Raw genomic sequence first — 25,176 nt, forward strand, 5'->3', positions numbered from 1 at the left:
TGCTGAGCTTGTCGAAGCATATTGCCGATACGACCCTTCGACAGGCTCAGGGTGAGCGCGATTTTGAAGTTAAAAGCAGCAATAGGATATAGAAACCCATGACCAAGAACCGCAAATTTACGCTCGTCAGCCGCCCTGACGGAGAACCCAAGCCGAGCGATTTCGCACTGGTGGAAGAAGACCTGCCGGAACTGGAAGATGGCTCCTTTCTCGTCCGCAATCACTATATTTCTCTCGATCCAGCCCAGCGCGGATGGATGAGTGATGCGGAAAGCTATATGCCGCCCATCGCCTTGGGCGCGGCGGTAACGGCGAGCGCCGTTGGCCGGGTCCATGCGTCAAAAAATCCGGATTTCCCCGAAGGTCAATGGGTGGTTGGCTTGGCCGCAATGGAGGAATATTCAGTTTGTCAGGTAGGCGGCTTTACCGCGCCTGTCGACGCATCGCTGGTCCCATCACCGACCAATTTCCTTTCCGTATTGGGCGCTGTCGGCATGACCGCCTATTTCGGCATGATCGATGACGGCAAACCCAAAGAGGGCGAGACGTTGCTCGTCACCGGCGCGGCGGGTGCGGTTGGCTCGCTGGTCGGACAGATCGGCAAGATCAAGGGCTGCCGGGTGGTCGGTATTGCTGGCGGCGCAGATAAATGTGCGAAACTTGTCGATGATTATGGCTTTGACGCAGCTATTGATTATCGCGGCAAGAGTCAGGCGCAGCTTGAGGCAGAAATTGCCGCCGCCGCGCCCGACGGCGTGGATCTGATCTGGGAAAATGTTGGTGGCGAAATCATGGATGCCGGCATCGCATCGATCAACGAATATGGCCGGATGGTGCTGTGCGGATTGATCAGCGAATATAACAGCCCGGAGCCCGTGGGCACGCGAAACCTGTGGTATCTGATCTCGCGTCAGGCGACGATCAAAGGCTTCTTGGTCCGTGACTATCCGCCGCGCTTTCCCGAAGGCATTGCGCAAATGGGACAATGGCTGGCCGAGGGGAAAATCAAGCATGATGAGGATATCGAAAAAGGCATCGAAAATAGCTATGATGCCTTCATGAAGCTGTTCTCTGGCGGCAATCAAGGCAAAATGATTCTGGATGTCTCACCACAGGAATAGGAATTTCAACCATGTCCAATGCTGCTGAAAAAATCGTTCTCGACTTTATCGAAAGCTGGAACAATCTTGACTATGATTCGATCTACGCCGCGATGGCGGACGATATTTTCTACCACAATATCCCGATGGAACCGTGCGAAGGGATAGAGGCGGTACGCGCTTTTTTCGAAGGCTCCGGCATGGGGTCCGATGGCGCGGAATGGATAACCCACCATATCGCCACCAACGGAAATGTGGTTCTGACCGAGCGGACCGACAAGTTCCGCATCAATAGCGCATGGATCGCGATCCGGGTGATGGGCACGTTTGAAATTGCAGGCGGCAAGATCGCAAAATGGCGCGACTATTTCGATCTTGCCGAATTCCAGAACGAGATGGCGCGCGTGATGGGTGCTGGCAACGCCTGACTGCTCAATTCGGCTGATACAGCGTCCCATTGTCCACTGGATACTCGCCCGCCGTCATGAAGCGCGATGCATCGCTGGCCAGATAGACGCATAGTTCCGCAACATCATTGGTATGGCCCAATCCGCCTAGCGGGATCATGCCGGTTTCCGGTGTTGGATCACCTTCTGCGCCGACTGCCGCCTGCCGGACCATCGGCGTGTCGATACCCGCAGGATGCAAGCTGTTGCAGCGGATCGGGTAATTTTGTTCCTTGCAGTGGAGCGCGACCGATTTGGTCATGGACCGCACGCCGCCCTTGGCCGCTGCATAGGCGAGGAAAGGCGAATAGCCCTGCAAAGCTGCCATGGAGCTCAGGTTGATAATAGAGCAGAGCTCCTCTTGTGCCTTCATGGCTCGGACCGCTGTCTGACAACCAAGAAAAACACCTTCCAGCATAATGGAGTTGGTCAGCCGAAATTGCTCCAATGTGCAATCCTCGATAGTGGCGGGAATGACCAGGCCAGCATTGTTGACCAATATATGCGGCGTTCCAAAGGCTTTTTCTGTCTCTTCAAAAACCGCCTGCCAGCGCTGCACGTCGGCCACATCTTGATGCAGCGCCATGGCATTGGCACCGATCGCTGTGGCAACGCTCTCGGCGCTCTCGGCATTCACATCTGTGACCACCACCTTTGCGCCTTCGCTTGCAAAGCTCTCGCTTATGGCTTTTCCCAGTCCCGAACCTGCTCCTGTGACTATCGCAATTTTACCATCTAACCGGCCCATAACAACTCCCTCCAAACCTGATTCTAGAACCTATAGGCTGTGAACAGGCTCATCATAGCAATCCCCATTATCGTTAGTTTCCGTAGGGGATTTCTGATCCGCACCGATCATAATGTTGCGCGAATATCACAGTTTCGCATATTTGCTATCAAATTGGCTAGCAGAGCGCTGCGAAACTCCTGCTTAAGATGATCCCATAATTAAGGCGGAAAAACCGCCAGTTATTTTGGATGGGACCCGGGTCATAGACCGGGGCTTTTTGGGAGAGAGTGATGACTAAACAATCGAAACGCCACAATAGTATTTTTGCAACAAAACCCATGCGCGGGTTGCTTATGGGTTCTGCCGCTAGCTTGGCCTTTGCCGGCGTCGCTGCCCCTGCCCATGCACAGGATGCTGCCGAAGATGATGACAGCAATGTTATCACGGTTATCGCCCGTAAGCAGACGGAGACGTTGCAGGAAGTGCCAGTGACCGTGACCGCTATTGGCGGCGACACATTGGAAAAATTCCAGGTTGACCAGATTGCGGATGTGGTGAGCCGTGTTCCTGCGCTGAACGTGCAAGTGGGTGGTTCCGGATCTGGCGGACAGATTTCATTGCGCGGTGTCGGCTCCTCGAACATTTCGGCCGCATTTGATTCAGCTGTCGCTTTTGACTTTGATGGAGTTCAGGTCAGCACGATGAGGATGGTTCAGGCGGGCTTCTTTGACGTTGAACAGATTGATGTGTTGAAAGGACCTCAATCTCTTTTCTTTGGTAAAAGTGCCTCGGCCGGTGTGTTCTCTATCCGGTCAGCGAACCCTACCCCCGATTGGGAAATGGGTGTGAAGGTATCACAGGAATTTGAAGAAAATGGAACAGTTATTGGCGGTTATATTTCTGGCCCACTAAGCGATACCTTAGGCATTCGCTTGGCAGGACAGTATACCAATGTCGAAGACTACGTTGAATTAGAGGCTGGGACGCCGGCTATCAATCAATCACGTGGCTTAAAAGACTTTGTGGGTCGCTTAACATTGCAGTGGGAACCATCTGATAACTTTAATGCAAATTTGAAATTGAATTATATCAGAAACGAAAATGACGGCGCCATTGCGCATTCAGACATCGATTGCGGCCCAAATGGTCGTGCCGATGAAATTGTTTTGCTTGGCGGTGGAATTGCAGTTCCGTCCAACGCGAGTTGTGACACGAACGACGGGCTGTATCCAACGGCGGATCCTTCGGCCACACTGGTTCAGCAATTTCCGGACGGGAGTCCCGGTCAAGGTAAATTTAAAGGTACGCCATTTGGCGAAACGGACATTATCTTCGGCCGCTTGAAATGGGACCTTGATGTCTCTGATACGCTCACTGTCTCTTCGGTTTCAGGATATCTTAATTTGGACGCGGTGGATTTTGATTGTTACGGCTATGTCGGTGTTGGACCTGCGTTCAATCCGGGTGGTGCTCCGGTTGGTGCAATTGCGCCGGCACTGGCTGCGGTCAACACTGCTGGATCGGCACAGGGCTTCGGTTGTAGTGATCCACAAAACGCAACCGAACAATTCACTCAGGAACTTCGGTTGGCCAGCGATTTTGATGGCATGTTTAACTTCATGATTGGAGCATTTTATGAAAGCCGAGAAATCGATTTTAATACATCCCAACAGGCGGTCAACATATCGATTGTCGCACCGGACCCAGTAACCGGGAGCACGTTTGACTATTTCAAGAAGCAGAACACGAAAACGGAAGCTGTTTCTCTTTTCAGCAGTGTCACTCTTGATTTCACCGATCAACTACAGCTATCTGGCGGTGTTCGCTGGACCGACGAAACTAAGACAAGTACGATTTCGGTCCCCTATGTTCATACATTCTTATCAGCAACTCCTAACTTTATTGATAGCGGTTTCTTCTCGGGACCAATTAAGTTCTCAGACTCGAATTTCTCACCAGAAGTATCGCTTCGTTATCAAGCAACACCAGACATCAACATTTACGGTGCGTTCAAAACGGGCTTTAAATCTGGCGGTATTGATAATAGTGCGCTCCCATCTTCTAGTCTGCTCGGCTTCGACAGTCCCGACCCGGCGGTACGTCAGGCAGTTGCTGATTCGCTGCGGTTTAAATCCGAGACCGGTCTCGGCGGCGAAATCGGGGTAAAAAGTCAGTTTGCAGATCGGTCAGTTACCTTGAATGTTTCGGCTTTTTATTATGTATTTGATGACCTGCAAGTACAGAATTTTGACGCAACAACGGTCCAGTTCGAGACATTTAATGCTAGTCAGCTAACCAGCAAAGGTATCGATGTTGAATGGGCTTGGCAGACACCTGTCGAAGGTCTGAACTTTTCCGGTGCTCTGGCTTATACCGATGCAAAATTCACGGATACTTTCATAACTGATCCCGGAACAGATGGTCCCGGAGCTCCTGGACCTACAGGTATTAGTGGTGAGGGTGACCCAAATAGTCCCTTCAGCGCTGATGACACAAATTTGGATGGGCGGACAGCAGCGCGGGCACCGAAATTTGCTGGTAATATCGCGTTCGATTGGACCATGCCAATGAGCGATTCTCTCGAATTCGGGCTTAACGGAAATCTGCTATACACCGGTTCGTATTTTACAAATGAAGATACGTTGGATGACCTCAAGCAGGATAGCTATGTGACCATTGATGGATCAGTTTCTGTGGGTGATCCAGACGGAAAGTGGCGATTGTCGCTTGTCGGCGTGAACCTTACGGATGAGATATGGATCAATACCAGCGGTGGCCGTCCTTTCTTAGCCGGTCCAGGCTTGGGTCTTACCATTGGTGATGATCAAGTCGTCACGCAAAATCGCGGTCGTCAGGTCTTTCTGGAAGCCGCCTTCAAGTTCTGATCAACTCTCCCGTTGATCGTAGAAGGCCGGGGCAGTTGGGGCTGCTCCCGGCCTTTTTATTGGCTGATCGAAAGCACATGAAGATAGCCATATTGAGAGTGGCCTCTGGCCATCGATAATCTAGTCTGACTGAGATAATTTAGAAATTGAGGAGCGAAATATGGGACGTCTTGAAGGAAAAAAAGCCATTATTCTGGGCGCAGCAGGCGCAGGTAATATGGGGCAGGTCATTGCCAAGCGTTTGCGGGACGAAGGGGCTGATGTTCTTGTGGCGGGCCGCAAGGAAGACGAGCTAAAACGCTTCGCCGAAGAGCTCGGCGGCCATTATGCACTGTGCGACCTGACCAACGAGGAGGAAGTCAACGCGCTTGCCGAAACCGCGACCAGCAAAATGGGCGGTGTCGACATTGCGATCAATGCGACTGGTCTCGGCTTTCTTAAGCCGTTTCTGGAAAATACCAGAGAAGAGCTTGAGCTGATGTCAGCATTGCAGCTGGTCGGCCCGTTCCAATTTTATCAGGCGATGATCAAAGCCATGAAGGACGGGGGCTCAATTATCCAGATCAGCTCGGCGACCGCGACAATCATGCTCAACGACCATGCTGCCTATATGGGCACCAAGGCAGCGACCGATCATATCATTCGCTGCATTGCCCATGAATTTGGCGATCGGGGTATCAGAGCCAACAGCATTTCGCCGGGTCTGACCCGTACACCGATGACCGCCGGCGTTGATCAGGTTCCGGGATTGGTCGAGTCTTTCGAAGCACGCTATCCACTGGGCCGGATTGGGACCAGCGAAGATATCGCAGCGGCGGCTGTGTTCCTTGCCAGCGACGAATGTTTCATGACCGGTGAGAATTTGCAGGTCAATGGCGGCCTGTGCCTGCGCGGCAATCCCACGCGCAAGGATCAGGAATTGATGATGGGGGCTGTTGCTGCCGCTTCCTAGCGAGGCCACACAAAGCCTGTTGGCGCTGTCTTAATTTTCCGCCATGGTAGTGCATTATCGCATTGTCACGGGGAAGAGTGCTATTGCTTGAAATATTGAGCCAGCTTCAGGGCCTGATCGGTATCGCGTTCATCCTGACCGTCGCATGGGCGTTGTCGGAAAATCGCAAGGACAGGCCAAGCTGGCGCTGGATCGCGGGCGCGATTGCGGTGCAGTTCATTCTGGCGGTTTCCATCGTCCGCATTCCTTTTATCTGGGACATTATCGGCCTTGCTAACCAAGGCGTGCAAGCGATCGAACAAGCGACGCTCGTTGGTTCCAGTTATATGTTCGGCTATGTCGGTGGGGCGGAATTGCCCTTTGTTCTCAAGGAAGGCGCTGCGCCGCCGCTGATCATCGCTTTTCAGATATTGCCGCTGGTCATCGTCTTCTCGGCGCTTGCCGCGCTCCTATGGCACTGGCGTGTGTTGCAGCTGATGGTCAAAGGTCTGTCCTGGGCGCTGCAAAAGACCCTCGGCGTCAGCGGTGTGGTTGGCCTAAGCGGCGGAGCGAATATTTTTCTCGGCGTAGTGGAATCGCCGCTCGCCGTGCGCGCTTATTTTGAAAAGATGAGCCGCGCGGAGCTATTTGCGATCATGGTGCTGGCTATGTCGACCATATCGGGTGCGATATTGGTGCTCTATGCGACGACGCTGGAAAAGACCGTCCCGAATGCGGTTGGCCATATGATCTCGGCCTCGTTAATATCTTTGCCAGCCGCGATCCTACTGGCTCGGCTGATGGTGCCTGGACTGTCCGATACCAAGGTTAACCGTGAAGAACCGGGGCTGAAATATGACAATAGCTTTGATGCGATTATCAAGGGGACGATGGATGGTGTCCAACTATTCCTGGCGGTGATCGCGGTGATTATCGTTATCTTTGCCTTTGTCGCCTTGGCCGATCAAATACTGTCTGTGCTGCCATCGGTCGCTGGCGAAGCGCTGACCTTGAAACGAATTTTCGGCTGGATATTCGCGCCGCTGATGTGGATGATTGGCGTGCCGTGGGAGGAATCGGCGGCGGCGGGATCGCTTATGGGTACCAAGGCGATCCTCAACGAATATGTCGCTTATCTGGAACTGGCCGCACTGCCTGCCGATACTTTCAGCGCCAAGGGCCAGCTTATCGTGACTTATGCGCTTTGCGGGGTGGCTAATCTGGCCAGCGTTGGCTTGATTATTTCGACCATCGGTACATTGTGTCCTGACCGCCGGGCCGAGGTTGCAGGGCTGGGTATGAAAAGCTGGTTTGCCGGCAATTGCGCCACCGCGATGACGGGCGCGGTGATCGGTATTATCACATGGGTTTAGAAGAGAGATTGAACTGGGGTCTTGGAAGCGCAGATGTTTGACGCCAAAATCCGGCCGCTGATTGATCCGCCCCTTAACGCCGTTGGGCGGGGATTGGCGAAGATCGGTCTGACCGCCAATATGGTTACGCTGCTCGGCCTCGGCTTTGGCTTGGGCGCCGCTTATGCTGTCACAGTCCAGCATTATGATTGGGCGCTGGCGCTGGTCGTCGTCAGCCGCATTCTAGATGGTCTGGACGGCGCTGTAGCGCGCGCTACTCAAAAGACAGCCTTTGGCGGTTACCTTGATATTGTTTGTGATTTCATTTTTTATGTCTCAATTCCGCTAGCTTTCGGGATAGCGGACCCCGTCAATCTATTGCCTGCCGTAACGCTGGTCGCCGCTTTCACGATAACCGGGATCAGCTTTCTTGCCTTTGCAGTGACAGCGGCAGAACAAGGCGCCGAGACCAGCGCTCATGGCGAGAAGAGTTTTTTCTACAGTACCGGCTTGGCCGAGGGTGGAGAGACAATTGCCTTTTTCCTGATCATGTGCCTGTTCCCGATGCATTTCGCGACACTGGCCTATGTTTTTGCGGGATTGTGTGTGGTGACGGTGCTCCAGCGCAGCGTTTTGGCGCGGACCAGCTTTCGCGATTGAGCTGAATAACCTGCACTATCGGCTTTCCTACAGAGTGCGTTTCATGATAGTTTTGCCCCGGCTCTTTCTCAGTTTTGAAAAATCACTATCGACAGTTTTCCAGGCTTAATATGCTGTGAATTGTGTGAACTTTGAGCAAAATCGCGCTTTGAAAAGTCCCGAATGGACTTTGTGCACATTGTAAACTTAACCCGTTTTCATCTGTTCACCACCAGCTGGAAAACCATCTGTGAACCGTGTGAACTTTGGCCTAACTTCGCGCCCAGTTGAAATAGCGCTCCAGCCATTTCAATGCCCATTCCGGCTTATGCTTTTTGCGCCATTCACCGGCAGCAAATTTGTTGGCTTCCGCCATCGTCGGATAGGTGTGGATCGTGCCCAAAATCTTGCCGAGGCCCAGGCCATGCTTCATCGCCAGCACATATTCGGTGAGTAACTCGCCAGCATTTTGACCGACAATGGTCACACCCAAAATCCGGTCCTTGCCCGGCGGTGTCAGGACTTTGACAAAACCCTCGGTCGCGCTTTCGGCAATCGCGCGGTCGAGATCATCAAGGCCATATTTGGTGACCTCATATTCGATGCCCTCTTTTTCGGCTTCTTGTTCATTGAGACCAACATGCGCGATTTCGGGATCGAGGAACGTCGTCCACGGCAGAAATTCATAGCTTGGTTTGAACTTCTTAAACCGCCCGAACAGCGCATTGACCGTGGCGAACCAAGCCTGATGCGAGGCATTATGGGTCAGTTGATAAGGACCGGCAACGTCGCCCGCGGCATAGATATGCGGGAATGTGGCCTGCAGATGTTCATTGGTCACCAGCGTCCGGTCGGTTTCAACGCCAAGCTCTTCCAGACCAAAACCTTCAAGCCGCGCCGCGCGGCCAACAGCGATGAGCAGATCGTCAAAGGGCAGGGCCTGTTCGCCGCTGTCATTCTCGACAATGATCATTTTGGTGCCGTTCTGCATCTCGGTACGCAGAGCCTTGTGATTGCAGAGCAACGTAACGCCGGAATCGGTCAGCGCTTTGGATGCGATCTCGGACACATCCTCGTCCTCGATACCCATGACGCGGCCCGCCATTTCGATCAGGGTGACATTGCTGCCCAGACGCGCAAAGGACTGCGACAATTCACAACCAATCGGGCCTCCGCCGAGCACGACCATTTTTTCAGGAACAGCTTCGCGCTTCGCCATTTCTTCCCAGAGCGTGTCGCTGGTCAGATAGCCGGTGTCCTCCAAGCCGGGCAGGGGCGGAACGAAGGGCCGCGCACCTGTGGCTAGGACAATCGCCTTGCCGGTCAATGTCTGGGTGCCGCCGTCATTGCGTTCAATCTCGACGGTCCATGGATCGGTCAGCCGGGCATAGCCTTGCACCACATCCACGCCGAGGCCTTCAAACCGCTCGACACTGTCATGGGGTTCGATGGTTTTGATAATATCTTCGACCCGGGCGATCACATTTTTGAAATTGATGACAGGCTTAGTGGCGGTCAGGCCATAGCGATCGGCATGTTGCATTTGCTCGGCAATTTTGGCGCTTTTGATGAGCGCTTTTGAGGGGACACAGCCATAGTTCAGGCAGTCGCCGCCCATCTTGCCGGACTCGATAAGTGTGACCTTGGCATTGATCGTGGCCGCGATCAGCGAGGATACCAGCCCGCCGGAACCCGCACCGATGACGATCAGGTTGCGGTCAAATTTCTTCGGTCTGGTCCAGCCTTTGTAGATTTTGCGGTTCTTGATGAGGCCAATAGCGCCTTTGGCAATCCACGGAAAAATCGCAAGCAGAACGAAAGATCCAATGACGGAGGGCGAAAAGACTTCGCTGACCGATTCCACTTGGGACAGTTGTGTCCCGGCATTGACGAATACAATGGTGCCAGCAAACATACCGATTTGGCTGGCAATGAAATAGGTCAGCAATCGGATCTTCGTCAGACCCATGAGCAGATTGACGACGAAGAATGGAAAGGCAGGGACAAGCCGGATGGAGATAAGATAGAAAGCGCCGTCGCGTTCAATACCTTCGTTGATTTTCTTGAGCCGCTGCCCAAATTTGTCCTGCACCCAGTCGCCAAGCAGATAGCGGGAAGCCAGGAAAGCCATAGTTGCGCCGATGGTGGATGCAAAGGACACCACTATCGTTCCGACTACCACGCCGAATAGCGCGCCCGCAGCGAGCGTCATGACTGCTGCGCCCGGGATAGAAAGCGCGGTCACTGCGACGTAGATGAGGAAGAATATGCCGATGATGACTAGCGGATTGGCGCGATATTGCGCATCTATTGCTTCCTGCTGCGACTTCAGGTTCTCAAGCGTCAGCTGGGAACCAAGGTCATAGTGAAAAAACGCAAATATCGCCGCCACGATGACAGCCAGAACCAATAATTTTTTCAACATGCCGGTTTTTCCTTAGCCCCTGAACAGAATAATTTTCTATTATTCGTGGCTAGGGCATAACCGGTTACACTGTCGTCGTCGATGCCGCTTTTTAGGTTTGCTGACCCGAAAAACTATTTGTCTTTCAAGCCCATGGCATCAAGCATCCCGGGCAGCCATTCCTTCGTACGGCTGTCATAGAGCGGGAATGTATTGGTGTAAGCCCACGCACACATGCCAATGCCGACAGCATCAAAAGCGGTGCGAACGGCTTTTTGATATTGCACCCGTTCCGCGACAGGTATCAAGTCAATAGCGCCAAATTCACCCATGAACGGTGTTTTGCCGGTGCGCGCAACGTGATCGCGGATCTTCTGGACATCGTCTTGCAAGACGTGGTGCATGAAGGATTCCTCAACAGTATAAGGCGGATCTTCGCGCAGCCGCTTCCAGTTGATATGTGATCCAAGAACTTTCAGACCCAGCGCATCTGTCATCGACCGCACGTCAAAATTGTCTTTCGGTTTGCGGGTTGAGCTGATAGAAACAGACCAATATCCGGTCACGGTCTGACTTTCTGATAATCAGACCTACATCTGTTTCGTTAGCAACTTGGCTGATAAATTAGACCAGTCGGAAAAATTCCAATCTTCAGGATCTTCTATTGAGAGCACCTTCCGCGATTTTTTCCGGCCTGTGTCGATATCTTGGGGCGCAATGGCCCTATCCTTATCCATTGAATGGAAGCTGCGAACAATGGGCGCTGCGAAGTCAGTTGGTGATTCCCCAATCACTATAGCCAGTTCATTGTGATCGAGTTTGACCAAGGTTCCAACCGGCAATATGCCAAGGCTATCAACAAAATCACGGAGGATAAGTTGGTCGAAATGACCGGACCAAGACTGCATTTTGGCAAGAGCCTGCGACGCGGATAGTGGCACATTATAAGGGCGCTGTGAGGTTAACGCGTCATAGACATCGCAGATTGACGACATACGTGTAAAAATACTTAAATCATCTGCCTCCATCTTTCCCGGATATCCAGTCCCGTCCATCTTCTCATGGTGTCGGAGACAGACTTCAAGCGCGATATCGCTCACGCCTTCTGAAGCGGATAAGATGTCATGGCCTCTCTGGGGATGGTCGCGAACAGTAGTCCATTCCGCATCTTCTAGCTTGCCAGGTTTCAGCAATATGCTGTCCGGGATAGATGTTTTCCCGACGTCGTGCAGCATACCAGCCATGCCGATATCGTGAATTTGCGCTTCTGGAAGGCGCAGTTTACGACCGAGGTTTATCATCAGAGCGCAAACGGCAACAGAATGAAGATAGGTATATTCATCCTTTGTTTTGAGCCGTGCCATATTCAGAATGACGCTCGGGTCAATATCGACCGAATTGGATATGCGCTCCACCAACGGCGCCATTTTCTCTGATTTCACGCTATTGCCGAGGCGCGCATCTTCGAACAGAGTCATCACGTCTTCGCGCGAGCGCTTGATTGTAGTAGAGGCCCTGCGCATTTCCGCTGCGCGCTCACGCGGGGATAGTCGCTTAATCTCCTGCCTTTCCATTACCGATATGGCTGGCCGTTTCTGAACCGCAGGCGAAGGGGCGGCCTTTGTCACTGTCTTTACGTGCGTCGGGGTCTCCACACGCACCTGGCTCTGCGGCGAGGATGGACCCGGGAGTCCCTTGCCTTTGCTATCGTCAATCTGCACCCAATATACGTCGCTGGACAGGAGGGTTTCCAGCTGCTCAGCGTCGGTTATCGGAAACCGCGAGCGCCAAAAAGGACTTTCAAGCCAAGAGCATTCGAGGGAATCGATAAACATCCCCACCTCCAACTCACTGGTCTTGATCCTGTGCAGCATTTACCGAAACTCTTAGTCTGGTCGATTGTCACTGCTGTTTACGGCAAAGGTTGTTGTTCTTTAATGTGACCTCGTTTCGATTTTACAAATGTTTGGGTGTGAAGATCATGCGCAGAAAAACAATATCAATTCCCGCTACTTGACCAACTGGGTCACCACATTTTCGAGCCATTCCTGTCTGCCAGAGACCGGCGCTGGCGCGTGATTGCTGGTCAGCGCAAAATCCGCAACTGCGTCTAGATTGACATCGCCGGCGAGCATTTTTGCTCCAATGCCCTCATTCCAGCCAGCATAGCGCTGTTCCTTGAACTGGTCGATCCGGCCGTCCTTAATCATCGCCTCGGCATTCAGCAGTGCGCGGGCCATCAGGTCGACGGCACCGATATGCGATTGCGCAATATCTTCGGCGGTGATGCTCTGACGGCGGACTTTGGCATCGAAATTCATCCCGCCATTTTTCATGCCACCGGCGGAGAGGATGGATTTCATCATCAGCGTCACTTCGCGCAGATCATTGGGAAACTGATCCGTATCCCAGCCATTTTGCGGGTCACCGCGGTTGAGATCGAGCGATCCGAATATATCGAGAGCAAAGGCCATGTCGACTTCATGCTCAAAACTCAACCCGGCAAGGGTGGCATGATTGGCCTCGATATTGACCCGTACCTCGCCTTCCAGGCCATAGCGTTGCAGGAACGCGTGTACGGTTTGCACGGTGCTGTCATATTGATGCTTGGTTGGTTCATGCGGTTTGGGTTCAATCAATATGTCACCGGTGAAGCCGATTTTGTGTTTATGCTCGACAACCAGCGCGAGGAACTTTCCCAGTTGATCCAGCTCCTGCCGAATATTGGTGTTGAGTATCGTATCATAGCCTTCCCGGCCGCCTCATAGAACATAATTGGCGCCGCCCAGTCTGTGCGTGGCATTCAATGCCTCGCGCACTTGCAGGCCGGCAAAGGCCGCAATTTCCGGATTGGGATTGGTCGAAGCCCCGGCCATGTATCGCGGGTGAGAGAAATTATTGGCGGTGCCCCAAAGCAATTTCCGGCCCGAGCTTGCCATCAGCTGTTCGAGATGATCGACCGCTTCGGCAATGTTGGCGACATGCTCCTGCGCAGTTTCCGCCGGTGCCATGACATCGACATCGTGGAAGCTGTAAAATGGCAGGTCAAGCAGGTTGAACAGATCGAACGCCGCTTCGCGTTTGGCTTTGGCGGCGGCCCTTGGATCATCCATCTGATACCATGGCCGGTTGAAACCGCCAGCACCAAAGACGTCCGATCCATCCCAACAGAATGTGTGCCAGAAGCAGACCGAGAGGCGTAGTTGCTCTTCCATTGTTTTGCCCATGACCACCCGGTTTTTGTCATAATAGCGATAGGCAAAATCACTCTGGCTATCCGGACCTTCATAGCGGGCCTGTGGCAATGATTTGAAATAGGCGCTGGCGGCGGCTTGGTGATCGGTCATTATGTTACTCCTTATCCCTTACGGGTATCTTTGTATAAATCTTTGAAAATCTGATGCTTTTTGGCAAGCGGCTCGGTAAGCTCCGGGTCGGGCGCGATGGTCTCGACAATCTCTGGAGCGGTAAGTACGCCAGGAGCATCCATGCCTTCGATCATGATGCGGGCAAGCCGGGCGGCACCAAAGGCCGCGCCGCGGTCTGCACCTTTACGATAGACCAATGGTTTGCCGATGGCTGAGGCCAAAATCCGACCCCAATAGAGCGAGCGCGATCCGCCACCGATGACGTTGAGCTGTTCTATCTCGTTGCCGCAGGCTGCAATTGCCTCCGCGCCATCAGCATAGGCAAAGGCAACGCCTTCCAGCGCCGCCTGTGCCAGCGCCGCCGGATCGGTATCATGGGTGAGTCCGAAAAACGCGCCCGTCGCATGTGGGTCATTATGCGGCGTACGCTCGCCGGAAAGATAAGGGAGGAAAATCTCGCTTTCGGTCAATAAACCGCGTTGTTCGGCAGCTGCAAACAAAGCCGGCGTATCGGAAAAGCCGATGGTTTTTGCGACCCAATCGACCGCGCTGGCAGCACTAAGCATCACCGACATCTGGTGCCAAAGGCCGGGCAGGGCATGGCAAAATGTATGGACACCGCCAGCGGGATTGGGACGATATTGGTCATCCACATGAAAAATCACACCGGAAGTTCCGATCGAAAGCATCGTGTCGCCGGGTCGCGCGACGCCAGACCCCACGGCACCAGCGGCATTGTCGCCGCCGCCTGCTGCAATGGGAACCTGTGCTATGTCCCAACGGGATGCCAGATCGGCTGATAAAATACCGGTTTGGTCAGGGCTCTCGGCCAGATCCGGCATATGGGAGCGGGTCAGCCCAGTGGCCTGCAACATCTCTTCAGACCATGACCGTTTGCCTGTGTCCAGCCACAAGGTTCCCGCAGCATCGGACATGTCCGAAACCATGGCTCTCGACAGCTTGAACCGCAGCCAGTCCTTGGGCAGCAGCACTTTTGCGATTTTCGGAAAAATCTCAGGCTCGTTTTCGCGGACCCAGAGCAGTTTGGGGGCGGTAAAGCCCGGCATGGCCCGGTTGCCGGTAATCTCGGCCAACCGGGGAACAGCGCTTTCCAATGTCTGACACTGGTCATGGCTGCGACCATCGTTCCACAAGATAGCGGGTCGCAGAATTTCGTTGTCTTCTCCCAGCAGAACCGCGCCGTGCATCTGGCCGGCGAGGCCCATCGCGCCGATATCTTCCCGCAGGTTTGCCGGCAATCGACGCATGGCTTCATCAACAGCGATCATCCAGCCATCAGGATTCTGCTCGCTGTGTAGGGGCTTTGGGCGCTGGATTTGAAGAGGCGGATTTGTATCTGCCAGGACAATATCGTTGACATCCACGATGACCGCCTTGACACCGGATGTGCCCAGATCGATGCCAAGATAAAGAGACTCCTTCATGCCGCTATCCGATACAGCAAATTGGGCCTATCAAGCGTCATATCCAGACCTATTGCCTGCTGTCCCGGCCCCATCCTGTCTTTTCCTCTCTCCATGCGCAGACTCGTGCATTCGTATGTTTTTGAATCAACCGCTCTTTTAAGTGAGAGTTTCAGTAATGACAACCTTGTCAAAACCTTGTTCTTGTGCCAATTTGATTCTAAGCTCAATAGTGAGGATGAACGGCATTCGCCGAAAGGGATGAGGTTTGGAGAATAGTACGACCGAGCGGCCGCATCAGCGCGCGACCATGATTGATGTGGCGAAGGATGCAGGCGTTTCTTTCAAGACCGTGTCGCGCGTGCTCAACGGCGAAAGCAATGTTCGGGAAGAAACCCGGCAACTGGTGATGAGTGCGGCGGAGCGGTTAAACTATAAACTCAACGTCGCGGCGCGCAGCTTGCGTGTCGGCGGACCGCAAATTATCGCGTTGCTCGTGCAGAACCCCAGCCGCAGCTATATTGAAAGCGTCCACCTTGGCGCCTTGCAGCGCTGCCACAAAACCGGCATGCACCTGATCATGGAGGAGTGTGAGGACGGACTGGCCGAGATAGAGGCGATGATCGACAATACGTCGCCAGTAGGAGTGGTCGTAACGCCGCCTCTTTGCGATGATCCGGACCTGATCAAGATGCTGGATACCAAAAAAATCCGTTACGTCCTGATTGCCCCGCGCAATCCATCGGCGACACAGGCTTCGATCAATATCAATGACGAAAGCGCTGCGGAAGAAATGACGCGGCATCTGTTGTCATTGGGACATAAACGTATCGGCTTTATCAAAGGCCATCCCGACCACAGTGTATCGGCCAAACGCTATGCTGGCTATTCGAAGGCGATGCAGGCAGCGGCTCTCGAAATTGCCCCCGAACTGGTCGAGCAGGGGGAATTTTCTTGGGCTTCCGGTCTCGCGGCAGCAGAAAAGCTGCTGGACTTGCCAAATCCACCGAGCGCCGTATTTGCCAGCAATGACGATATGGCGGCAGCGGTTATTGCGGCGGCCTATCGCCGGAACATCCATGTACCTAATGATCTGTCGGTTGTCGGTTTTGACAATACGCAAGTCGCTGCGGTGATCAGCCCGCAGTTGACGACGGTGAACCAGCCGATTGCCGACCTGGTGTCGGAAGCCGTTGGTCTGTTGACCGATCAAACCTTTCAGTCGGGTGATCGGTCCAAGCCGATATTTCTCGACCATCATCTCGTAAAGCGCGAGTCCGCCGGGCCTGCAAAAGCCGAAGTTTCAGCGTAGATTTTAGAACGTAAAAACATATTCCGGCAACGTGCAATGGCAAAAGTCAACGTTGTCTATTCTAAGGAAGGGGAGGATTGATCCATGCAAACGCGTGAATATGAGCAGACGAATATGGGGTTCATCGCGCTGATTGTGTCCATTGCGACCATAGGCGGTTTTCTATTTGGCTATGACAGCGGGGTCATTAACGGCACTGTTGATGGGCTCAGGGCGGCCTTTAACTCCGATAGTGTCGGTACGGGTTTCAACGTTGCGTCGATGTTACTGGGTTGCGCGGTTGGCGCTTTTGCAGCGGGTAAGTTGTCCGATATGTTCGGACGGCGGAATCTGTTGCTGGTTGCGGCGATATTCTTCCTCATCAGTGCTTTCGGGTCCGGTATTGCCGGATCATCGATCGAATTTGTCATCTACCGGATCCTCGGTGGACTAGCTGTTGGTGCGGCGAGCGTCACTGCCCCCGCCTATGTCAGCGAAGTCACACCGGCTGTGATGCGCGGCAGGCTGTCGAGCATTCAGCAGATCATGATCATTGTCGGTTTGACTGCTGCGTTTCTCTCCAACTATTTGCTTGCGGCTGCTGCCGGTGCATCGACCAACGTCTTTTGGATGGGCTATGAAGCATGGCGCTGGATGTTCTGGATTGAAATGATTCCGGCAACGATTTTCCTGCTGGCACTATTGGTCATTCCCGAAAGTCCTCGTTTCCTGGTCGTTAAAGGCCGAGATGCGCAAGCGGAAGGCGTGCTCACGCGGTTGTTCGGCGGTCACGCGGCCGCGTCAAAAGTCAAAGAGATCAGAGCCTCTCTGGCCGATGACCATGCGCCAAAATTCTCCGACTTGATGGACAAGACAACCGGTAAAGTTCGGACGATTGTCTGGGTCGGTATCGGCCTTGCGACATTCCAGCAACTGGTCGGTATCAATATCGTCTTCTATTATGGCGCGGTGCTTTGGCAGGCGGTTGGTTTCAGTGAGAATGATGCGCTGTTGATCAATATCTTGAGCGGATCATTGTCGATCATCGCTTGTCTCGCAGCCATTGCCTTGATCGACCGGATTGGCCGCAAGCCTTTGCTGATCATCGGATCAGCCGGGATGGCAGTGACGCTAGGCATCATGGCGGTCGCCTTTTCCAGCGGCTCTATTGTCGATGGTCAGTTGGTATTGTCCGACAATGCCGGTACGATCGCGCTGATCAGTGCCAATGCCTATGCGGCTTTGTTCAACTTCAGCTGGGGCCCGGTCATGTGGGTCATGCTGGGTGAGATGTTCCCGAACCAGATTCGCGGATCCGGTCTTGCGGTCAGCGGTCTGGCACAATGGTTGTCCAATTTTGGCATTACCATGGCGTTTCCCATCATGCTGGTCAGCATCGGTTTGGCGGGTGCTTATGGTTTCTATGCCCTCTGTGCGGCGATTTCGGTCTTGTTTGTTTACAAGATGGTCAAGGAGACGCGCGGTAAGGAACTGGAGGAAATGGAAGGCTGATCCATTCGGAATTGCGGAAGCTGCGGCCTATGAGCCGGCCGCAGCTCCTGTATACGAATTCAGTCATCAAACTGCAGTTTTTGCAAACGAGACAACGTTGACAGGTTGCCGATGCCGATTAAAAGAAATGGCTCTTCAATCTTGCTTCATGGGCATTTTCATGAGCGCAGCATCTCTAAAAGAAATGCATCGCCAACAGGGAAAATAGAAATTTGTTGAATTCCCATCCATCCAACACATTGCTTCTTTTCGGGGCCACCGGTGACTTGGCGCGGCGTATGCTGTTGCCGTCGCTCTATGCGTTGCACGCCGACGGTCTTATCGCCAAGGACTTACGGATATTTGGCACCGCACGCAGCGGCCTGAACGATGCAGAATATCGTGAGATGATCGGCGAGGCGCTGCACGAGTTTCTCCCCGAAGAACGCAAAAATGCCGCTAATATCGCTCAGTTTCTAGAGCGGCTGTTCTATCAGCCACTTGATGCGTCCAAGACCGAAGGCTTTGCGGATCTGGCCGAAAAGCTTGGCGACATTTCATCGGGAATGTCGATCTTTCTGTCTACCGCGCCGTTCTTGTTTGAGCCGACGATCAAGGGGCTGCAATCGGCCGGATTGGCCGGCGACAATGTCCGCATCGGGCTGGAAAAACCGCTGGGCAATGATTTTGCATCATCGACTGAGATTAACGATGCGGTGGCCGCTGCATTTCCCGAAGATCGAATTTTCCGGATCGACCATTATCTCGGCAAGGAAACCGTGCAGAATATATTGGCGCTGCGTTTCGCCAATATGATGTTTGAACCGCTGTGGAATGCCGGCGGTATTGATCATGTCCAGATTACCGTGTCGGAAGTCGTCGGTCTGGAAGGGCGCCACGGCTTTTACGATGATACCGGTGCTTTGCGCGATATGGTGCAGAACCACATGCTGCAACTTTTGGCGATTACCGCGATGGAGCCGCCAGCCAATTATGACGCGACTGCCATTCGCGATGAAAAAGTCAAAGTGCTGCGCTCGCTACGTGCGCTCGATCCGGCGGAAGTCGTCACCGGTCAATATGAAGCCGGTGCGGTAAATGGCGCAGCTGTCGAGGGATATCTGACCGATTTGGGCGACCAATCGAACACGGAAACCTTTGTCGCGCTGAAAGCTCATGTCGACAATTGGCGCTGGCAGGGCGTGCCCTTTTACTTGCGTACCGGGAAACGTCTGGCCGAACGGCGGAGCGAAGTCGTTATCCAGTTTAAGGATGTACCGCACAGCATTTTTGGTGACCGCTCGGGCAAACCGATTGCCAACCGACTCGTCATTCGGTTGCAGCCGGAAGAATATGTCCGCCTGCAAGTCATGGCGAAAGAGCCAGGTCTCGACCGCGATGGCATTGTCCTACGCGAAGTGCCGCTCGATCTGTCTCTGACGCAGGCCTTTGCTAGCGCCCGTCGCCGCATTGCTTATGAACGATTGCTGCTCGACCTGATTGAGGGCGATCAGACCCTATTCGTCCGCCGCGACGAGGTCGAAGCGCAATGGTCCTGGGTCGATGCCATCCGGAAGATCTGGACCGATCATGCGGTCGCACCGAAAAGCTATGGCGCCGGCAGCTGGGGGCCATCGGCCGCGATCGCCCTAACCGAACGGGATGGAGTGAGCTGGCATGAGTGACGCCGCTACATCTGCAAATATCACTTGGGCGGATCATGCCGATGCTGCAGCGGTCGCTGCGCATCTCGCAACAGCGATTGAGCAACACGGCGCACGCCTATTGGCTGTTCCCGGTGGCAGCACACCCGTGGCGATATTCGATAAATTGTCGACCATAGATCTGCCGTGGAATGACCTTTCCTTGATGCTCACCGACGACCGGATTGTCGCGGAAGATCATGAAGCCAGCAATTTTGGCAAGCTCACGAGAGCCTTTGCGGACAGTGACGCCAAACTGATCGATTTGACGGAGGGCATGACCCCGCCGCGTGCCGATCTTGTCTGGGTCGGCATGGGGGCGGACGGGCATATTGCTTCGCTGTTCCCGACCATGAAAGCACCTGTGCAGGGTGATGAAACCAGTCCTCTGGTTGTTCGAACCGTACCTGACCCGCTTCCGTCAGAGGCGCCTTTTGAGCGGTTGAGCCTTAACATGGCCGCGCTCATCGACACCAATGCCATAATTATTGTCGTGCGCGGAGCCGACAAGAAAACTATATTGGAACAAGCAATCAAGGAAGAGCATGATTTGCCGATTGCAAAGCTGATCAAGGCGGCTTCCTGCCCGATAACAATTTTTTGGAGCGAGTCATAAGCCTGCACCCCACTCTGGACGCGGTAACCAGCCGCATTATCGAGCGCAGCAAAGCGTCGCGCGCAGCCTATCTCGATCTGATCGATCGTGAAGGTGACAAGGGCGTACATCGGCCCAACCTGTCCTGCGGCAATCTCGCCCATGGTTTCGCAGCCAGCGGCGATGACAAGCCTGCCATTCGTTCTGGCGCGGCGATGAATATCGGTATCGTCACCGCCTATAATGATATGCTGTCGGCGCATCAGCCCTATGGCCGCTATCCCGAACAGATCAAAATTTTTGCGCGCGAAGCAGGCGCTACGGCTCAGGTTGCAGGCGGCGTTCCGGCGATGTGCGATGGCGTGACGCAGGGGCAATTGGGCATGGAGCTTAGCCTGTTCAGCCGCGACAATATCGCGATGGGCACCGCCATCGGCCTCAGCCATGGCATGTTTGAAGGCACGTTGCTGCTCGGCATTTGCGATAAAATCGTGCCGGGTCTGCTGATCGGCGCGCTGCGCTTCGGCCATTTGCCGACGATATTGGTTCCTGCCGGACCCATGCCATCGGGCCTAGCGAACAAGGAAAAGCAGCGCGTGCGTCAGCTTTATGCAGAGGGCAAGGCGACCAAAGACGAACTGCTCGAAGCGGAAGCGGCGAGCTATCACGGCGCGGGCACCTGCACCTTCTATGGAACCGCCAATTCCAATCAGATGATGATGGAAATGATGGGGCTGCATGTTCCCGGCGCAGCCTTTGTCAATCCGGGTACCAAGCTACGGCAGGAGCTGACCCGCGCGGCGGTGCACCAGATTTCCGCCATTGGAAAAGCAGGCAATGACTATCGTCCACTCGGGCGCTGTATCGATGAAAAGGCGATTGTGAATGCGGCGGTGGGGCTTTTGGCCACGGGCGGTTCGACCAATCACCTGATCCATTTGCCCGCCATTGCAAGGGCGGCCGGTATAATCATCGACTGGGAAGATTTTGATGCGCTGTCGGCTGTCGTTCCGCTGGTGACCCGCATCTATCCCAATGGCTCTGCCGATGTGAATCATTTTCATGCGGCGGGCGGGATGGCGTTTGTGATCCGCGAACTGCTGGATGCGGGCTTATTGCATCGTGATATCATGACCGTCGCGGGGAATGATATGGATGCTTATGCAAAAGAGGCGGTGCTGGAAGGCGACAAGCCGGGCTGGAGCGCTGCGCCATCGGAAAGCCGCAATGACGAGATCCTCCGTCCGGTGTCCGATCCGTTTTCGCCCGATGGCGGGATGCGATTGTTGACCGGTAATTTGGGCCGCGCGGCGATAAAAACCAGCGCCGTTGATCCTAGCCGATTGACTGTCGAGGCGCCGGTCCGGGTTTTTGCAGATCAAAATGATATTAAAACCGCCTTTGATTCTGGCGAACTGGACCGCGATGTGATCATCGTCGTCCGCTTTCAGGGACCGCGCGCCAATGGCATGCCGGAGCTGCACAAGCTCACTCCGCCAATGGGCGTCTTACAAGATCGCGGTCATGAGGTCGCATTGCTGACCGATGGACGCATGTCGGGGGCCAGCGGCAAGGTTCCCGCGGCAATCCACTGCTGGCCAGAGGCGAAAGACGGCGGACCTTTGGCAAAATTGGAGGATGGCGATATCGTTCGTATCTGCGCCAAAACCGGCGAGCTGACCGCCTTGGTTGACGAAGCAGAATGGCAAGCGCGGCCGCTTGCCGAAACGCCGATTGAGAGCGCAGGCACCGGCCGGGAACTATTCGCGCTAATGCGCAATCTATCTGACAATGCAGAAGCAGGGGCGTCAGCCATGCTCAACCAGGCGGGATTGTAGATTTGACCCAGGAAATTGTGACAGCCGATATAGGCGGCACCCATGCGCGTTTTGCGATTGCCCAAGTGGATGGTCATCATGTCGAAGCACTGACCGATCAAGTGGTCATGAAAAGCGCCGAACATGCTAGCCTGCAAACCGCCTGGGAAGCCTATGCGGATCAGATCGGCCGCGCGCTGCCTAAGGATGGCGCGATTGCTGTTGCCGGCCCGGTTGGCGGATCGCTGTTGCGCTTGCCCAACAACCCCTGGATTGTTCGGCCCCATGCCATTCCGGTCAAACTGGGGCTTGATCGCTTTTCACTGATCAATGACTTTGGTGCTGTCGCGCATGCCGTCGCCCATCTGAATGGCGATCATTTGATGCATTGCTGTGGTCCTGATGTGTCGCTGCCCGCGACCGGCCCGATATCGATATTTGGTCCCGGCACCGGCTTGGGTACGGTGCAGCTTCTGCGCACCAAAGATGATTATCATGTGATTGAAGCCGAAGGCGGTCATATCGATTTTGCACCGCTGGACAGTATTGAAGACAAGATATTGCAGACACTGCGCAAACGCCATCGGCGGGTGTCGGTCGAGCGGATTGTATCCGGCCCCGGGTTGGTCGCAATCCATGCGGTATTGGCTGATCTGGAGGGCCGGTCAGCCGCACCCATGAGCGATCGCGAACTATGGGAGCTGGCGTTAGCGGGCGAAGACAGTCTGGCGGCTGCTGCATTGGACCGGTTTTGTCTCAGCCTCGGCTCGGTCACGGGCGATCTGGCTTTGGCGCAGGGGGCGAAAGCCGTGGTCATTGGCGGCGGCGTCGGCGCAAGAATTGCCGACATATTGCCGCAATCGGGATTTTGTGAACGCTTTGTCGCCAAGGGACGTTTCGAATCGGTTATGCAAAATATTCCGGTCAAATTATTGAACTATCCACAGCCGGGTCTCTTTGGCGCGGCATCAGCCTTTCTGCAGGAGCATGAACTTTGAAACCGATCGAGAAACTCATGCGCGCTGCGCCGGTTATCCCTGTGCTGGTTATCGATGATGTCGCGACAGCGCGGCCGATTGCCGAGGCTTTGGTTGCAGGCGGACTACCGATTTTGGAAGTCACATTGCGGACCGATTGCGCACTGGAAGTCATTGCCGAGATGAAAAAGGTCGACGGTGCGATTGTCGGTGCCGGAACGGTTCTAAACGATGCCCATCTGACATCTGCGACCGATGCCGGTTCTGAATTTATTGTGTCACCAGGCCTTACTGAAGCACTGGTCGAGTCCGCGCTAAAACATGACATACCTTTGCTACCCGGCATTTCGAATGCCAGCGATATCATGCGCGGCATGGATATGGGACTTCACCATTTCAAATTTTTCCCTGCCGAAGCCTCTGGCGGAATTACGGCTTTAAAGGCAATTTCCGGACCGTTTAAGGATTGCCGTTTTTGTCCCACTGGCGGCATTAACCCGAGGACTGCTGGCGATTGGTTGGCCTTGGATGCGGTGCTTTGTGTGGGTGGCAGCTGGATTGTACCGAAAGGGACGCGTGATTTTGATAAGGTCAAGCAATTGGCGCGAACGGCCTCTGCTGTCAAACTCAACTAATTTGCGGTGCGACTGAAAATTCGACCTGCGTGGACCAGCATTCACCGGGCGCTAGAATTTTCAATCCATCACGATTGATCGCATCGGTCATATGGCTGACCGGTTCGACACAGAAATAATCCTCATCAGACGGCGCAAAAATGTGAGTTTCGGGCAAGTCCGGATTGGGTGTCATGGTCAGCCGGTGTGTGGGCCATTCGATTTCGAGTGCGCCTCTGCGACCGGTAAAAACGGTATCTACCGGATCATCTGTTGAGAGATCGTAAATGCCCGCCTTGCCCACCCATTCGGTCGGCAGCCCTTGTTCTGTAACGTGCCAGCGGCCTTCGAATTTTGTTGATAAATGGACGTTGGCACTCGGAAAATACGGATGAAAGCCCAGGCCTGCTGGCATATTGGCGGCACTTTGGTTGGTGACTGATAGTTTATGAATATAGCCTTGGGCGGTTAAGATCATCTCTTGATCGCAGCTATAATCCCACGGCCAACTATCGGCAGTATGCTGATAGCGGAGATGTAGCACTTCTTCTGATTTTGCAACCACTTCCCAAGGCGCCATCCATCCATGGCCGTGGATTGCATGGCCTGTTGACGCAGGCGGATGGTTGGGCGGAATGTTTACCGATTCACCCTCGAACGAAAAGTGACCTTTCGCGATACGATTGGAAAAAGGGACAAGTACAAAATTGGCGAGTCCCAAAGGGCTGCAGTCTGTGTCTCTGGCCGGTTGAAAAATGGCTGTGTCGCGCCAGTCAAATCGCAATATTCCGCCGCCACGCGAGGGGTCAATAATAAGGGCTATGTCATTGTTCTGGAGCGAAATCATAATCGCGCCAAGATAGTCGGTTATTGGACTTCGGAATAGCTAATAAATTGTCCAAGCGCGAGGGAACCGCGATATCCGATTGACGTCCGGTCAATGACCCGGATGATATCACCTGAGCAAAGCCTGTCCCCACCGGCTTGCGCTACCATCACCAGATCATCGTTAAGAGTGGAAGCACCCCATTTGGGACGGTTTAACCAGATTTTACGGTCGGGCATTTCATAAGCAATACCAATGCGATCGATCACTTTGGTCGAACGGACTTGGTTGAGAGAAATACAATTGGTCGTTTCGTAAATATCGACTGGCGGAACAAAAATCATCTCGCGCTTTTCGGCAAAATTTCCCGTAGAAGTCGAGGATGCACAGCCAGCTAGCATGAGTGGCAGCATTAATAATCCCAAATGCTTCAATGTGTGCGCTCCTGAAGATTGAATGTCCGAAAAGACCCGAGGGAAGGTGGATTTCAACCTTCCCTCGGGATTCCGATCTTCGGGGAAAGAATCGGAAGAATTTGGACCCGCAGGGTTCGGGATGGGTCCGATATTTGAGACGTCGTGGC

Annotated in this window: 22 protein-coding genes; 13 read left to right on the forward strand and 9 right to left on the reverse strand. The window is 53.9% G+C overall.

Features of this window, described 5'->3' with window-relative positions:
* The first annotated feature begins 98 nt into the window (after positions 1–98).
* A complete protein-coding gene (locus J4G78_RS13335; protein ID WP_207987023.1) occupies positions 99–1,121 on the forward strand; it encodes an NADP-dependent oxidoreductase in 1,023 nt (340 codons plus the stop codon).
* Between the two features lie 11 nt (positions 1,122–1,132).
* The gene (locus tag J4G78_RS13340) at positions 1,133–1,528 is read left to right on the forward strand and encodes a limonene-1,2-epoxide hydrolase family protein (protein WP_207987024.1); all 396 of its coding nucleotides are present in this window, start codon (positions 1,133–1,135) and stop codon (positions 1,526–1,528) included.
* Positions 1,529–1,532: 4 nt separating this feature from the next.
* Here the strand turns inward: J4G78_RS13340 and J4G78_RS13345 are convergent, their stop codons facing one another.
* On the reverse strand, positions 1,533–2,294 hold the full coding sequence (locus tag J4G78_RS13345; protein ID WP_207987025.1) for an SDR family oxidoreductase: 762 nt from the start codon (positions 2,292–2,294) through the stop codon (positions 1,533–1,535).
* Between the two features lie 335 nt (positions 2,295–2,629).
* On the opposite strand from J4G78_RS13345, the gene J4G78_RS13350 reads away from it, so the two are divergent.
* The 4 genes from J4G78_RS13350 to J4G78_RS13365 all read left to right on the forward strand — a co-directional run bounded on the left by J4G78_RS13350 (position 2,630) and on the right by J4G78_RS13365 (position 8,104).
* A complete protein-coding gene (locus J4G78_RS13350) occupies positions 2,630–5,161 on the forward strand; it encodes a TonB-dependent receptor (RefSeq protein ID WP_259371370.1) in 2,532 nt (843 codons plus the stop codon).
* A 160-nt stretch (positions 5,162–5,321) separates the two neighbouring features.
* Positions 5,322–6,113, forward strand: coding sequence for an SDR family oxidoreductase (locus J4G78_RS13355; RefSeq protein ID WP_207987027.1), 792 nt, complete (start codon positions 5,322–5,324; stop codon positions 6,111–6,113).
* Positions 6,114–6,196: 83 nt separating this feature from the next.
* A complete protein-coding gene (locus J4G78_RS13360; RefSeq protein WP_207987028.1) occupies positions 6,197–7,465 on the forward strand; it encodes a NupC/NupG family nucleoside CNT transporter in 1,269 nt (422 codons plus the stop codon).
* 33 nt (positions 7,466–7,498) lie between these two features.
* The gene (locus J4G78_RS13365; protein ID WP_207987029.1) at positions 7,499–8,104 is read left to right on the forward strand and encodes a CDP-alcohol phosphatidyltransferase family protein; all 606 of its coding nucleotides are present in this window, start codon (positions 7,499–7,501) and stop codon (positions 8,102–8,104) included.
* Positions 8,105–8,354: 250 nt separating this feature from the next.
* On the opposite strand, the gene J4G78_RS13370 is transcribed toward J4G78_RS13365, so the two are convergent.
* From J4G78_RS13370 to xylB, 6 genes are all read right to left on the reverse strand, one after another.
* Positions 8,355–10,508, reverse strand: coding sequence for a dihydrolipoyl dehydrogenase family protein (locus J4G78_RS13370; protein WP_207987030.1), 2,154 nt, complete (start codon positions 10,506–10,508; stop codon positions 8,355–8,357).
* A 113-nt stretch (positions 10,509–10,621) separates the two neighbouring features.
* Positions 10,622–11,053, reverse strand: a complete 432-nt coding sequence (locus tag J4G78_RS13375; protein WP_207987031.1) for a glycoside hydrolase family 5 protein — start codon at positions 11,051–11,053, stop codon at positions 10,622–10,624.
* Between the two features lie 24 nt (positions 11,054–11,077).
* Entirely contained in the window at positions 11,078–12,361 is a 1,284-nt protein-coding gene (locus tag J4G78_RS13380) for a cyclic di-GMP phosphodiesterase (RefSeq protein WP_259371338.1), read from the reverse strand.
* Positions 12,362–12,496: 135 nt separating this feature from the next.
* Positions 12,497–13,126 carry an apurinic/apyrimidinic endonuclease family protein gene (locus J4G78_RS18435; RefSeq protein ID WP_445669898.1) on the reverse strand — a complete coding sequence of 210 codons (630 nt, stop codon included), beginning with the start codon at positions 13,124–13,126 and terminating at the stop codon, positions 12,497–12,499.
* A gap of 123 nt (positions 13,127–13,249) precedes the next feature.
* A complete protein-coding gene (locus J4G78_RS18440) occupies positions 13,250–13,834 on the reverse strand; it encodes an apurinic/apyrimidinic endonuclease family protein (RefSeq protein WP_445669899.1) in 585 nt (194 codons plus the stop codon).
* A gap of 11 nt (positions 13,835–13,845) precedes the next feature.
* Positions 13,846–15,300 (reverse strand): xylulokinase, encoded by a 1,455-nt coding sequence (gene xylB / locus J4G78_RS13390; protein ID WP_207987033.1) that lies wholly within the window; start codon positions 15,298–15,300, stop codon positions 13,846–13,848.
* A 247-nt stretch (positions 15,301–15,547) separates the two neighbouring features.
* On the opposite strand from xylB, the gene J4G78_RS13395 reads away from it, so the two are divergent.
* The 7 genes from J4G78_RS13395 to J4G78_RS13425 all read left to right on the forward strand — a co-directional run bounded on the left by J4G78_RS13395 (position 15,548) and on the right by J4G78_RS13425 (position 23,788).
* Complete coding sequence (locus J4G78_RS13395) at positions 15,548–16,591, forward strand: LacI family DNA-binding transcriptional regulator (protein WP_207987034.1); 1,044 nt, start codon at positions 15,548–15,550, stop codon at positions 16,589–16,591.
* 84 nt (positions 16,592–16,675) lie between these two features.
* Positions 16,676–18,082, forward strand: coding sequence for a sugar porter family MFS transporter (locus J4G78_RS13400; RefSeq protein WP_207987035.1), 1,407 nt, complete (start codon positions 16,676–16,678; stop codon positions 18,080–18,082).
* Positions 18,083–18,297: 215 nt separating this feature from the next.
* Positions 18,298–19,746: a glucose-6-phosphate dehydrogenase gene (zwf, locus tag J4G78_RS13405; protein ID WP_207990712.1), complete on the forward strand. Its 1,449-nt coding sequence runs from the start codon at positions 18,298–18,300 to the stop codon at positions 19,744–19,746.
* A complete protein-coding gene (locus J4G78_RS13410; RefSeq protein ID WP_207987036.1) occupies positions 19,739–20,380 on the forward strand; it encodes a 6-phosphogluconolactonase in 642 nt (213 codons plus the stop codon). Before zwf ends, J4G78_RS13410 begins: the two co-directional genes overlap by 8 nt.
* Complete coding sequence (edd, locus tag J4G78_RS13415; protein WP_207990716.1) at positions 20,377–22,197, forward strand: phosphogluconate dehydratase; 1,821 nt, start codon at positions 20,377–20,379, stop codon at positions 22,195–22,197. Before J4G78_RS13410 ends, edd begins: the two co-directional genes overlap by 4 nt.
* A gap of 2 nt (positions 22,198–22,199) precedes the next feature.
* Entirely contained in the window at positions 22,200–23,174 is a 975-nt protein-coding gene (locus J4G78_RS13420; protein ID WP_207987037.1) for a glucokinase, read from the forward strand.
* Positions 23,171–23,788, forward strand: a complete 618-nt coding sequence (locus J4G78_RS13425) for a bifunctional 4-hydroxy-2-oxoglutarate aldolase/2-dehydro-3-deoxy-phosphogluconate aldolase (RefSeq protein WP_310737216.1) — start codon at positions 23,171–23,173, stop codon at positions 23,786–23,788. Before J4G78_RS13420 ends, J4G78_RS13425 begins: the two co-directional genes overlap by 4 nt.
* Here the strand turns inward: J4G78_RS13425 and J4G78_RS13430 are convergent.
* Together J4G78_RS13430 and J4G78_RS13435 are read right to left on the reverse strand one after the other, a co-directional pair.
* Complete coding sequence (locus tag J4G78_RS13430; protein ID WP_207987038.1) at positions 23,781–24,614, reverse strand: aldose 1-epimerase; 834 nt, start codon at positions 24,612–24,614, stop codon at positions 23,781–23,783. The genes J4G78_RS13425 and J4G78_RS13430 overlap by 8 nt on opposite strands.
* 20 nt (positions 24,615–24,634) lie before the next feature.
* The gene (locus J4G78_RS13435; RefSeq protein WP_207987039.1) at positions 24,635–25,006 is read right to left on the reverse strand and encodes a hypothetical protein; all 372 of its coding nucleotides are present in this window, start codon (positions 25,004–25,006) and stop codon (positions 24,635–24,637) included.
* Positions 25,007–25,176 lie beyond the last annotated feature (170 nt).

The sequence above is a fragment of the Parasphingorhabdus cellanae genome, assembly GCF_017498565.1.
GTDB lineage: Bacteria > Pseudomonadota > Alphaproteobacteria > Sphingomonadales > Sphingomonadaceae > Parasphingorhabdus > Parasphingorhabdus cellanae.

Coding starts and splice junctions, on each gene's coding strand:
- J4G78_RS13345 (WP_207987025.1), bottom strand. CDS start 2,294: ATGGGCCGGTTAGATGGTAAAATTGCGATAGTCACAGGAGCAGGTTCG.
- J4G78_RS13335 (WP_207987023.1), top strand. CDS start 99: ATGACCAAGAACCGCAAATTTACGCTCGTCAGCCGCCCTGACGGAGAA.
- J4G78_RS13380 (WP_259371338.1), bottom strand. CDS start 12,361: ATGCTGCACAGGATCAAGACCAGTGAGTTGGAGGTGGGGATGTTTATC.
- J4G78_RS13400 (WP_207987035.1), top strand. CDS start 16,676: ATGCAAACGCGTGAATATGAGCAGACGAATATGGGGTTCATCGCGCTG.
- J4G78_RS13350 (WP_259371370.1), top strand. CDS start 2,630: ATGGGTTCTGCCGCTAGCTTGGCCTTTGCCGGCGTCGCTGCCCCTGCC.
- J4G78_RS13435 (WP_207987039.1), bottom strand. CDS start 25,006: ATGCTGCCACTCATGCTAGCTGGCTGTGCATCCTCGACTTCTACGGGA.
- xylB (WP_207987033.1), bottom strand. CDS start 15,300: ATGAAGGAGTCTCTTTATCTTGGCATCGATCTGGGCACATCCGGTGTC.
- J4G78_RS13430 (WP_207987038.1), bottom strand. CDS start 24,614: ATGATTTCGCTCCAGAACAATGACATAGCCCTTATTATTGACCCCTCG.
- J4G78_RS13340 (WP_207987024.1), top strand. CDS start 1,133: ATGTCCAATGCTGCTGAAAAAATCGTTCTCGACTTTATCGAAAGCTGG.
- J4G78_RS13410 (WP_207987036.1), top strand. CDS start 19,739: ATGAGTGACGCCGCTACATCTGCAAATATCACTTGGGCGGATCATGCC.
- J4G78_RS13365 (WP_207987029.1), top strand. CDS start 7,499: ATGTTTGACGCCAAAATCCGGCCGCTGATTGATCCGCCCCTTAACGCC.
- J4G78_RS13370 (WP_207987030.1), bottom strand. CDS start 10,508: ATGTTGAAAAAATTATTGGTTCTGGCTGTCATCGTGGCGGCGATATTT.
- J4G78_RS18440 (WP_445669899.1), bottom strand. CDS start 13,834: ATGACCGATCACCAAGCCGCCGCCAGCGCCTATTTCAAATCATTGCCA.
- J4G78_RS13355 (WP_207987027.1), top strand. CDS start 5,322: ATGGGACGTCTTGAAGGAAAAAAAGCCATTATTCTGGGCGCAGCAGGC.